At 67.6% G+C, this 10,723-nt stretch carries 10 protein-coding genes; 6 read left to right on the top strand and 4 right to left on the bottom strand.

The window, feature by feature from the left end:
* Positions 1–95: 95 nt before the first annotated feature.
* Entirely contained in the window at positions 96–1,205 is a 1,110-nt protein-coding gene (locus NA11_RS31580) for an alkene reductase (RefSeq protein WP_069165693.1), read from the bottom strand.
* Between the two features lie 47 nt (positions 1,206–1,252).
* On the opposite strand from NA11_RS31580, the gene NA11_RS31575 reads away from it, so the two are divergent.
* From NA11_RS31575 to NA11_RS31565, 3 genes are all read left to right on the top strand, one after another.
* Positions 1,253–1,627, top strand: coding sequence for a MerR family transcriptional regulator (locus NA11_RS31575; protein ID WP_069165692.1), 375 nt, complete (start codon positions 1,253–1,255; stop codon positions 1,625–1,627).
* Positions 1,628–1,789: 162 nt separating this feature from the next.
* Positions 1,790–3,964 (top strand): S9 family peptidase, encoded by a 2,175-nt coding sequence (locus tag NA11_RS31570; protein WP_069165691.1) that lies wholly within the window; start codon positions 1,790–1,792, stop codon positions 3,962–3,964.
* 131 nt (positions 3,965–4,095) lie between these two features.
* Positions 4,096–4,797: a DUF2334 domain-containing protein gene (locus NA11_RS31565; RefSeq protein ID WP_069165690.1), complete on the top strand. Its 702-nt coding sequence runs from the start codon at positions 4,096–4,098 to the stop codon at positions 4,795–4,797.
* Positions 4,798–4,916: 119 nt separating this feature from the next.
* Here NA11_RS31565 and gad read toward each other — a convergent pair whose 3' ends face one another.
* Positions 4,917–6,314 carry a glutamate decarboxylase gene (gad, locus tag NA11_RS31560; protein WP_069165689.1) on the bottom strand — a complete coding sequence of 466 codons (1,398 nt, stop codon included), beginning with the start codon at positions 6,312–6,314 and terminating at the stop codon, positions 4,917–4,919.
* Positions 6,315–6,546: 232 nt separating this feature from the next.
* Here gad and NA11_RS31555 point away from each other — a divergent pair, with 232 nt between their 5' ends.
* Positions 6,547–7,908: a dipeptidase gene (locus NA11_RS31555; protein WP_069165688.1), complete on the top strand. Its 1,362-nt coding sequence runs from the start codon at positions 6,547–6,549 to the stop codon at positions 7,906–7,908.
* A 31-nt stretch (positions 7,909–7,939) separates the two neighbouring features.
* On the opposite strand, the gene NA11_RS31550 is transcribed toward NA11_RS31555, so the two are convergent.
* The gene (locus NA11_RS31550; RefSeq protein ID WP_069165687.1) at positions 7,940–8,584 is read right to left on the bottom strand and encodes an MBL fold metallo-hydrolase; all 645 of its coding nucleotides are present in this window, start codon (positions 8,582–8,584) and stop codon (positions 7,940–7,942) included.
* Between the two features lie 97 nt (positions 8,585–8,681).
* Between NA11_RS31550 and purS the strand changes: the two genes are divergently transcribed.
* Positions 8,682–8,918 (top strand): phosphoribosylformylglycinamidine synthase subunit PurS, encoded by a 237-nt coding sequence (gene purS, locus NA11_RS31545; protein ID WP_069165686.1) that lies wholly within the window; start codon positions 8,682–8,684, stop codon positions 8,916–8,918.
* The gene (gene purQ, locus NA11_RS31540; RefSeq protein WP_069165685.1) at positions 8,915–9,592 is read left to right on the top strand and encodes a phosphoribosylformylglycinamidine synthase subunit PurQ; all 678 of its coding nucleotides are present in this window, start codon (positions 8,915–8,917) and stop codon (positions 9,590–9,592) included. The genes purS and purQ overlap by 4 nt, the downstream gene beginning before the upstream one ends.
* 81 nt (positions 9,593–9,673) lie before the next feature.
* Here purQ and NA11_RS31535 read toward each other — a convergent pair whose 3' ends face one another.
* Positions 9,674–10,708 (bottom strand): substrate-binding domain-containing protein, encoded by a 1,035-nt coding sequence (locus NA11_RS31535; protein ID WP_245746296.1) that lies wholly within the window; start codon positions 10,706–10,708, stop codon positions 9,674–9,676.
* Positions 10,709–10,723: the final 15 nt, after the last annotated feature.

Raw genomic sequence — 10,723 nt, 5'->3', positions numbered from 1 at the left:
ACGCCGGGGCCGCCGCGCCGATTCCGGCTACCGCGCACAGCATCGCCGCGGCAGCGGCCACCCGACTGCCCACGGCGATACTCATGCGTTCGAGCCTACGACACTCCGACGACACGCTGACGCGTGTCCGTTTCGCTGGCCTCCCAGCCGGGGTAGTCGCTATAGCCCTCGGCGGTGCGGCCGTACAGCAGGTGTTCGCGGATGTCGGCGAGCGGGAGGTCGTGCGTAATGCGGTGCACCAGATCGGGATTCGAGATGAACGCGCGCCCGAACGAGACCAGGTCCGCATCGCCGCGCTCGAGCACCGCAGTGGCGCTCGCAGCGGAGGTCTGTTCGCGGTTTTCCCCGACGTTGGCGACGAGGGTGCCGTGCCACCGCGGTCGCAGGTCGGCCAGCGCCGGATAGTCGTCGTTGTCGATCAGGTGCAGGTAGGCGAGGCCGCGGCGATCGAGTTCGGTGACGAGCTCGCGGTAGAGCGGGCCCGGATCCGCCTCGAACATGTTGAACTGCGGGTTGCCGGGGGAGAGGCGGATGGCGGTGCGGTGCGCGCCGATGGCACCGGCCACCGCATCGACGATGGCGAGCGGCAGCCGCATCCGGTTCTCGATCGACCCGCCGAATTCGTCGGTCCGCAGGTTGGTGTTGTCGGCCAGGAACTGATGACTGAGATAGCTGTTGGCGCCGTGGATTTCGACGCCGTCGAAGCCGGCGGCGATGGCGTTGTGCGCGGCCGAGGCATGGTGTTCGATCGCGGCCGCGATGGCGGCGCGGTCCATGACTTCGGGGACGATCGGCTCGGCTTTGCCGCCTGCGGTCAGGTGAACCCAGTCTTCATCGATGACCGCCGACGGGCCAGCGGGCATCGAGCCATCGATGCGGCCGAGCGGATGTCCTTTGCGGCCACCGTGCATCAGCTGGGCGAAGATGCGTCCGCCCGCCGCGTGCACGGCGTCGGTGACGTGGCGCCATGCCTGCACGTGCTTTTCGGTCTGTATCCCCGGTGCCCATGCTTCGCTCTGTCCGATCGAATGCGGCCAGATGCCCTCGGTCACGATGAGCCCCGCCGCGGCCCGCTGGGCGTAGTAGTCGGCGACGTCGGTGGTCGGCGACCCGTCCGGCTCGGAGCGCAGCCGGGTCATCGGTGACATGACAATCCGATTGGGCAGGGTGAGCAGTGGAGTGCGGTATTCGGTCAGCAGCGTCATTCCTGTACCGTAAAACCTGACATCAATGTCAGGTCAAGGAGCGAATCGTGCGCATCGGTGAACTGGCCGACCGGACCGGAGTCAGCGTCCGGTCGTTGCGGTACTACGAGACCAAGGGACTGCTCGCCTCGGAACGCACCTCCGGCGGGCAGCGCGAGTACCCGGAGGCGGCCGTCGACCGGGTCAGGCGCATCCAGGAGATGTTCGCCGCAGGCCTGCACAGCGACACCGTCGGCGATCTGCTGCCTTGCATCCACGATGTGGACGGCACACCGACCGAGACCGCAACCCCCTACCTGGTGGCGAAACTCACCGAAGAACGCGAGCGCATCGAACAGGCCATGCGCGACCTACACCGCACCCGCGACGTCCTCGACGGCGTCATCGCGGCCGCCTCAGACACCAAAACGACCAAGCCCTAACCGGTCTCACCCAGAGTCGTTCCGGCGCTGCACAACTCAACCCCCATGGAGCGAGTCTTGCGAGCGTCACGGCCACGCGGCCAATATCGCAGCAGCGGCTGATCAGCGGTATTGCTGGGTCCTGGCGGGACGGGCGGTGCGTGCGCCGCTACGGTGGAGCGCATGGCTGTGGACAGTGGTACCGGAACGATCTCAAACCTCGACGGGGTGTCGGCCCCGATCGCTAAGACGGTGCCCACCGAACGCGTGCACCACGGTGACCTGTTCGTAGACGAGTACGAGTGGTTGCGGGACAAGGAGAGCCCGGAGGTCATCTCCTACCTCGAGGCCGAGAACAGTTACACCGAGGCGCAGACCGCGCACCTGGCGCAGCTGCGCGACACGATCTTCGACGAGATCAAGTCGCGCACCCAGGAGACGGACCTGTCGGTGCCGACCCGGATGGGCGACTACTGGTACTACTCGCGCAGTTTCGAGGGCAAGCAGTACGGCGTGCACTGCCGGTGTCCGATCGCGGCCGACGCCGACGGCATCGACGCGTGGACCCCGCCGCAGCTGGAAGCGGGCACCGAGGTGCCAGGCGAACAGGTGCTGCTCGACAGCAATGAGGTCGCCGAGGGCCACGACTTCTTCGCGCTCGGCGCGTTCTCGCTGAGCCATGACGGCAATCTGCTCGCCTACTCGGTGGACACCGTCGGCGACGAGCGCTACGTGCTGCGTTTCAAGGATCTGCGCACCGGGCAACTGCTGCCCGATGCGATCGCCGAGACCGCGCCCGGCGCGACCTGGTCGCTGGACGGCACGCACGTCTTCTATCAGACCGTCGACGAGTCCTGGCGGCCCGACACCGTCTGGCGGCACCGCCTCGGCAGCCCGACCGTCACCGACGTGAAGGTGTTCCACGAGCCCGACGAGCGCTACTGGGTGAGCATCACCTCGACCCGCTCGGAGAAGTATCTGATGATCTGGGTCGGCTCCAAGATCACCACCGAGGGCTGGGTGCTCGAATCCGACAATCCCGAGGGCGAATTCCGGGTCATTCTGCCGCGGCGCGAGGGCGTCGAATACTCCGCCGAGCACGCGGTGGTCGCCGGCGAGGACCGATTCCTGATCCTGCACAACGACGTTGTCGACGGCGTGAAGGCGGAGAACTTCGTGCTCGCCGACGCGCCGGTCGCCGACCCGTCGGCGCTGAACCTGCTGATCGGGCACCGGGACGACGTGCGGCTGGAGGATGTCGATGCCTACGCCGACCACCTGGTGCTCAGCTACCGGCGCGAGGCGCTGACCAGGGTCGCGGTCTGGCCGCTGACCGACAGCGGCTACGGCGAGCGGAAAGAGCTTGACTTCGACCTCGAGCTGTTCGCGGTCGGCGCCGGCGCGAACCCGGAGTGGGCGCAGCCGACCCTGCGCATCGGGTTGACCTCGTTCATCACCCCGGTCCAGGTGTTCGACTACGTGCCTGCCACCGGCGAGCTGCTGCTGCGCAAGGAGCAGCCGGTGCTCGGCGGCTACGACGCCAACGACTATGAGCAGCACCGGGATTGGGCGATCGCCGAGGACGGCACCCGGATCCCGATCTCGCTGGTGTGGAAGAAGGGCGTCGCGGCCGAGTCGCCGAAACCATTGCTGCTCTACGGATACGGCTCCTACGAGGCGAGCATGGATCCGTCTTTCTCCGTCTCGCGACTTTCGCTGCTGGATCGCGGCATGGTGTTCGCGGTCGCGCACGTGCGCGGCGGCGGCGAGATGGGCAGGCTCTGGTACGAGAACGGCAAGACGCTCACCAAGAAGAACACCTTCACCGACTTCGTCTCGTGCGCACGGCATTTGATCGACACCGGCGTCACCGCGGCGGATCGGGTCATCGCCGACGGTGGCAGCGCGGGCGGTCTGCTGATGGGCGCGGTGGCGAACCTGGCGCCGGAGCTGTTCGCCGGCATCCTGGCCAACGTTCCGTTCGTCGATCCGCTCACCTCGATCCTCGATCCGTCGTTGCCGCTCACCGTCATCGAATGGGACGAGTGGGGTAACCCGTTGGCGGACAAGGACGTCTACGACTACATGAAGTCCTACGCGCCCTACGAGAACATCGAGGCCAAGGACTACCCGGCCATTCTGGCCATCACCAGCCTCAACGACACTCGCGTCCTGTACGTCGAGCCTGCCAAGTGGGTGGCGAAGCTGCGTGCCACCAAGACCGGTGATTCCCAGCTGCTGCTGAAGACCGAGATGAGCGCAGGCCACGGCGGCGTCAGCGGGCGGTACGAGAAGTGGAAGGAAGTCGCCTTCGAATACGCCTGGGTGCTGGATCGGGTCGGTCTGGCCGAAGCATAGTTTTCGAGATCTTCGGCCCGAAACACCCGATTAGCCTGACCCGGATTTCGGCGAGAACGTGTGACAGGGTGTTCGTCGCCCGGTCACACTTCCTGCACGCCTAGTACATCTACCCCTGCCACCGTTGGTTCATGAACGCTGAGCTGATCGTATCGATTTCCGGGATCAGGGACACCACTCGGGACGCGGCGATTCAGTTCGCCGGCGAGATGGATCAGCGTGGCGTGCCACTGTCGCTGCTCGTGGCGCCCCGGTTGAAGGGCAAGTACCGGCTGGTCGAGGATGCGGCGACGCAGGCATGGTTGCGAGGCCGCCGGGCCAAGGGCGACGCCATCGTGCTGCACGGCTACGACCAGGCCGCGACCAAGCGCCGCCGCGCCGAATTCGCCACGCTGCCAAGGCATGAGGCGCGGCTGCGGCTCACCGCGGCGGACCGGGTGATGGAGCAGGTCGAGCTGCGGACCAGGCTGTTCGCCGCCCCGCGCTGGGATGCGTCGGCGGGCGCCGTCGAGGCGCTGCCCGAGGTCGGCTTCCGGGTCTCGCTCGGTCTGACCTCGATCCTCGACCTGGAACGCAACACGGTGCAGAAGGCTCGGGTGTACGGCATCGGCGAGGGCTTCCGCGCCGAACCGTGGTGGTGTCGGGCGCTCGTGCTCGGCGCCGCGCGCACCGCGCGGCGCGGTGGCGTACTGCGCCTTGCGGTTTCGGCCGCACAGCTACAACGGTCCGGCCCGCGCCAGGCCATGCTCGACGCGGTCGATCTCGCCATGTTCCACGGCGCGGTCGGCGAGGTGTACCGCTGGGAGCCGCCCGCCGTCGCGCGCGCGGCCTAGAGTTCCGCGACGCGATGAGGTCGGGCATCGCGGCGCGCGTAATGATCGGTGTCGCCGAGCGTGCCGATCGGCGCCGTCGCCCGGGAATGGCGTAAATCGGGCGGCGGCGTCCGGGCGTCTCAGTCCTTGTCTTCGGTGCGGTTCGGTACCGCTGCCGTCGCGCTGTGCGTGAAACCGCCCGCTTCCTGCCGGGTGAGCGATGTCGAAAACGGATGCCGCGCAAGCTGTTTCATGCACCGATCGATGTCGGCGAGCAGCAGATCGGCCATGTCGACGGTGTAGCCGTGCCGAAACACCGCCCGCATGATCGTCTCGTCCGACCGGTCGGCGGGCAACGGGTAGGCGGCGATCAGCCAGCCTCTGCTGCGCAGCCGATCGGACAGGTCGTACAGGTTGAACCCGGGATCGCCGGTCAGCTGCCACGCAACGGCCGTGATGCCACGGTGTGGATCGCCGTCGTGGATCAGCTCGAACGCGCCGAGCTCGCGCAGGCCTGCGGCCAGGTGCTCGGCCGCACGGTAGATGCTGGATTGGACGCGGGTGTAGCCGGTCCGGCCGAGGCGGATGAACTCGTAGTACTGCGTGATGGCCTGCCCGCCCGGCCTGGAGAAGTTGAGGTTGAAGGTGCCGATGCTGCCGCCGAGGTAGTCCACCTCGAAGACGAGCTCGTCGGGCAGGTCGGTGGCCTCGCGCCAGATCGCCCAGCCGACGCCGAGCGGCGCGAGCCCGGTCTTGTGGCCGGAGGCGTTGATCGACTTCACCCGCGGCAGCCGGAAGTCCCAGACCAGCTCCGGCGCCGTGAACGGGGCGAGGAAACCGCCGCTCGCCGCGTCGACGTGGATCGGAATGTCCAAGCCGCGCTCCGCCTGCACCTGGTCGAGGGCCTTGCTGATCCCGGCGACATCCTCGAACAGTCCGGTGAAGGTCTGTCCAAAAGTGGGCACCACCATGATGGTTCGCTCGTCGCAGTAGGCCGCGACATCGTCCGGGTGCATGGTGAGCCGGTCGCCACGCAGCGGGATCTGCCGGATCTCCACATCGAAGTAACGAGCAAACTTTTCCCAACAGACCTGGACAGATCCACAGACGAAATTGGGTGTTCCGGTGCCGCCGCGTTGCCGCCAGCGGAACTTGGCGGCCAGGCCGCCGAGCATCGCGGCCTCGCTGGAACCGGTGGTCGAGGTGCCCCTCGTCGCGGCAGGGTCGGGTGCGTGCCACAGATCGGCGATCATCCGGACACAGCGGCGCTCCAGTTCCGCGGTCTGCGGATACTCGTCCTTGTCGACGATGTTCTTGTCCAGCGACTCGGCCATCAGCCTGCGCGCCTTGTCGTCCACCCAGGTGGTGCAGAAGGTCGCCAGGTTCATCCGGGAGACGCCGTCGAGCAGGAGCTCGTCGTGCACGATCTCGTAGGCGACCTCCGAAAAGAGCTCGTGCTGCGGGAATCCGTGCCGCGGTGCGACGCGGTTCATTCCGGGTAGGGCGTACAGGTCGTCGGAGTCTGCGCTGTGGGACATCGGATGGCCTCCGGAGTCGCGTCGTATTACCGAACTGCAGTCACCCAACACAATCACACAACCGCCCGCTCGGGTTCGCACCACAACGTGCCGACTCGGGTCACGCCGACGGCCGAGATCGGATAAATTCGACTTTTCGTACTGATCAGTTCGTGTCATGGTGGATGAGCTGTGTTGTCGGACCGGGAGCGCGACATCGAGCGCGCCGCGACGAAGAAGTGAGGCGCTGGCAATGAGTGACGATCCCCGTACCGCCGAGTTGCGCGCGGCGGTCGCCGCGCTCATGCCACAGGCGAAAACCGATCTGGCACAGCTCGTTTCGTTCAAGTCGGTGGCCGATCCGCGCCAGTTCCCCGCCTCGGAATGCGACCTGGCCGCGCAGTGGGTCGCCGACGCCTTCGCCGCGGTCGGGCTCACCGACGTCGGGCTGCACGAGACGCCGGACGGCAGCAAGGCGGTGATCGCCACCCGCCCCGCACCCCCTGGCGCGCCGACGGTGCTGCTGTACTGCCACTACGACGTGCAGCCGCCGCTGGACGGCGCCGCGTGGCGCACGCCGGTATGGGAGCTGACCGAGCGGGACGGCCGCTGGTACGGCCGAGGCAGCGCCGACTGCAAGGGCAATATCGTCATGCACCTGACCGCGCTGCGCGCGCTCGGCGCCGACCTGCCGCTGGGCGTCACACTGGTCGCCGAGGGCTCCGAGGAGCAGGGCACCGGCGGGCTGGAGCGTTTCGTCGAGGCCAACCCCGGGCTGTTGCATGCCGACGCGATCGTGATCGGTGACTGTGGGAACTTCGCCGCGGGCGTTCCGACGCTCACAGAAACGTTGCGCGGCAGCGTCAATGTCATTGTCACCATCCAAACCTTGTCCGGTCCTTTGCATTCCGGCATGTTCGGCGGACCGGCGCCGGATGCGCTCGCCGCCTTGATCCACGTGCTCGCCACGCTGCGCGACGAACACGGCAACACGACGGTGGCCGGGCTGCCGAACGATCAGCGGTGGTCGGGTGTGCAATACCCCGAGGAGCAGTTCCGCAGGGACGCAGGCGTATTGCGCGGCGTCGAGTTCACCGGTGACGGCACGGTGGCCGACATGCTCTGGGCGCGACCGGCTTTGACGGTGCTCGGCATCGACGCACCGCCGGTGGTCGGCTCGGCGGGCGCCATTCAGCCCGCAGCGCGGGCCAGGCTCAACCTGCGCATCCCGCCGGGCACCGATCCGGACCAGGCGCACAAGGCGCTGGTCGCGCACCTGCAGGCGAACACGCCGTGGAACGCGGAGCTCACCATCGAACTGGAGGGCAAGGGCGCACCGTTCCGGTCCGGCAGCGGCGGCCCGGCTCGCGAGGCGATGGAGGCGGCGCTGGCCGCCGCCTACGGACGCGCGGCGACGACACAGGGGCAGGGCGGTTCGATTCCGCTGTGCAACGTCTTCGCCGACACCTACCCGGAGGCCGAGATCATGCTGCTCGGCGTCGAGGAACCTGCGTGCCTGATCCACGCCCCCAACGAGAGCGTGGATCCGGCCGAGATCGAGCGCATGGCCTTGGCCGAGGCGCTGTTCCTGTCCACTTACGCCGACGGGCTGTAGTGCCTCGTCCGGGAACTTTCTGGACGACGCACTAGAACTCGCGCTGGTCCTCCGGCGCCACCACGGTGAATTCCGTACCGGCAGGCCCCATTTCGGACAGCCTGCCGAAGTAGATGCCCTGCGCCTCCTGCGCGATGATGCCGTAGTGGATGGGCAGCGCCGTGCGTGGCGCCACCGCGCGCAGATAGTCGACCGCCTCGCTGATCCGCATCCACGGTGCGGCGGCAGGCAGCGCGAGCACGCCGACCTGGACGGGCGGCACCCACAGCGAATCGCCGGGGTGCACCAATTGCGCAGGGTCGTCCGGGGTGCCGAGCTGGAAGACGGTGTTGTCGATCACCGGCAGCTCGGGATGGATCACCGCGTGCCTGCCGCCACCGCCGGTGATCTGGAGCTCGCCGAGCGCGAGCACGTTGCCCGCGTGCACCGCCTCCCACCGCCCGCCGCGCTGCTGCGCGGTCTGCGGATCGGCGAGCAGCCTGGCGCCGGGATTCGCCTCGACCAGCGCATCGATCCGGTTCGGATCGATGTGGTCGGGGTGCTGATGGGTGATCGCGATCGCGTCCAGATCGGTGAGGCCCTCGAAGCCGTGCGCGAAGGTGCCGGGATCGAACAGCACCTTTTTGCCGTGTAGCTCGACGAGGAGACAGGAGTGGCCGAAGTGAGCTATGCGCATTCCGCCATGGTATTTGGCCCACCCCGCGGATGCCGTGGCCGAGCAGCACAACTACGCTGCTCAGGTAACCCCCCCACCACCACATGAGGAGCAACGCGTGGCACGAGTCGTGGTCGAGGTGATGCCGAAGGCCGAAATCCTGGACCCCCAGGGACAGGCCATCGTCGGCGCGCTCCCGCGCCTGGGATTCGAGGGCATCTCGGATGTACGGCAGGGCAAGCGATTCGAACTCGACGTCGATGACAATGTCGGGGACGCCGAGCTCGAGCAGATCGCAGAATCACTGCTGTGCAACACGGTGATCGAGGAGTGGAAGGTCGTTCGCCTGCCATGACTGCGCGCATCGGGGTCATCACTTTTCCCGGCACACTCGACGATGTCGACGCGGCACGGGCGGCGCGGCTGGCCGGTGCCGAAGCAGTCAGCCTGTGGCATGCCGACGCCGATCTGAAGCAGGTCGACGCGGTCATCGTGCCCGGCGGATTCTCCTACGGCGACTACTTGCGGGCCGGCGCGATCGCCCGGTTCGCGCCGGTGATGGGCGAGGTCATGCGCGCTGCGAAGACCGGCCTTCCAGTCCTCGGCATCTGCAACGGCTTTCAGGTGCTGTGCGAGGCCGGGCTGCTGCCCGGTGCGCTGACCGGCAACGTCGGCCGGCATTTCATCTGCCGCGACGAGTGGCTGCGGGTCGAATCGACCGCTACCGCATGGACTTCACGCTATGAGGTCGGCGCTCAGCTGCTGATCCCGCTGAAGTCCCAGGACGGCCGGTTCCAGGCTTCCACCGCCGTGCTCGATGAGCTGGAAGGTGAAGGCCGGGTGGTCTTCCGCTACGCGGGCGAGAACCCGAACGGTTCGCAGCGCGGCATCGCGGGCATCGCCTCGGCCAACGGTCGCATCGTCGGCCTGATGCCGCACCCCGAGCACGCGACCGAGCCACTGACCGGTCCGAGCGACGACGGCCTCGGCATGTTCCTCTCGGTGCTGGACACTTTGGTCTCGGCCTGATTCGAGCCGGTACTCGCTTCGCAACCACTGCAGCGCGAGTTTTGCGAGCGAACACGCAGCGCCGCAGGCGCCGCCAACAACTCAGGTGATTCTGGCGACGATGTCGAACTCGACGCCGTTCGCGCGGGCGATGTAGCCGTGCTGGATGGCCTGGTTGCCCTGGAAGGCCCTCGGGCCGCTCGGGGTTTCCAGCAGCACGCCGTGGTCGAGCGCGCCGAGCACATCGGGTACGCGCAGTGATCCGACCGCGTGCGCGATCCCGGCCAGCGTGTGGATGGCCTCGTAGGTCATGTTGCTGAAGCTGGTGAGCGCCGGCGCGAATTCGCCGTGCAGCCTGCGATAGCCTGCCACCCGTTCGCGCCCGTCCGAGGTCTGCTGGTCGATGAAGAAGCTGGATGCCACGTAGAAGTTGTGGTTGGCGCCGGGACCGGCGGCAAGCAGCACGTTCTCGTCGGCGGCGGGGCTCATCCGCAGCTGTGCGCCCGCGCGGCCGGTCGCGGCGAACTGCCGGTTGAACCGGGACACGTCCGCGCCGACCATCAGGATCACCACCCCGTCGGCTTTGTCGAGCGCGGGATGGGACAGGAAGTCGCCGAAGTCCGGCGAGCCGAGCGGCACGAACCGCTCGAGCACGATGGCGCCAGGATCGGTCAGGCTTTGCCGGATCGCCTTGGCCGACTCTCGCGGCCAGATGTAGTCGTTGCCGATGATGGCCCAGCGCCGCACCCCGTGCTCGCGTTCCAGCCAGCGCACGGCGGGCAATGTCTGCCCCGCCGGGTGTTCGCCGAGCATCAGCACCCCTGGCCGCTCGTTCGGCAGGCCCTCGTGCCCGGTGGCGAACAGATAGGGCACTCGGCTCTCGGTTGCCCGCGAGACGGCCAGCCGCACCGCGGAGGTGTGCCAGCCGGTGATCGCGTCCACCATGCCGGTCGCGAGCAACGCGGAAACCTCACGCGCCACCTCGTGCGGCGCCCGCCCGCCGTCGATATTCGTAGTACGAATTTCCCTGCCCAGAATTCCTGTGCCACGGTTGATTTCGTCGACGGCAAGGGAAATCGCCGCGTCGCAGGAGGGGGCCACGATACCGCCTGGTCCCTGCATCGGAACAATGTTCAAGATCTCGATAGTGCC

It is taken from the genome of Nocardia altamirensis NBRC 108246, from assembly GCF_001612685.1.
Lineage (GTDB): Bacteria > Actinomycetota > Actinomycetes > Mycobacteriales > Mycobacteriaceae > Nocardia > Nocardia altamirensis.
This window is presented reverse-complemented; position numbering and strand designations above follow the sequence as displayed.

Bases quoted from the DNA above. Each gene is read 5' to 3' on its own strand.
- NA11_RS31555 (WP_069165688.1), top strand. From the start codon at position 6,547: ATGAGTGACGATCCCCGTACCGCCGAGTTGCGCGCGGCGGTCGCCGCG.
- purQ (WP_069165685.1), top strand. From the start codon at position 8,915: ATGACTGCGCGCATCGGGGTCATCACTTTTCCCGGCACACTCGACGAT.
- NA11_RS31570 (WP_069165691.1), top strand. From the start codon at position 1,790: ATGGCTGTGGACAGTGGTACCGGAACGATCTCAAACCTCGACGGGGTG.
- NA11_RS31580 (WP_069165693.1), bottom strand. From the start codon at position 1,205: ATGACGCTGCTGACCGAATACCGCACTCCACTGCTCACCCTGCCCAAT.
- NA11_RS31565 (WP_069165690.1), top strand. From the start codon at position 4,096: ATGAACGCTGAGCTGATCGTATCGATTTCCGGGATCAGGGACACCACT.
- gad (WP_069165689.1), bottom strand. From the start codon at position 6,314: ATGTCCCACAGCGCAGACTCCGACGACCTGTACGCCCTACCCGGAATG.
- NA11_RS31550 (WP_069165687.1), bottom strand. From the start codon at position 8,584: ATGCGCATAGCTCACTTCGGCCACTCCTGTCTCCTCGTCGAGCTACAC.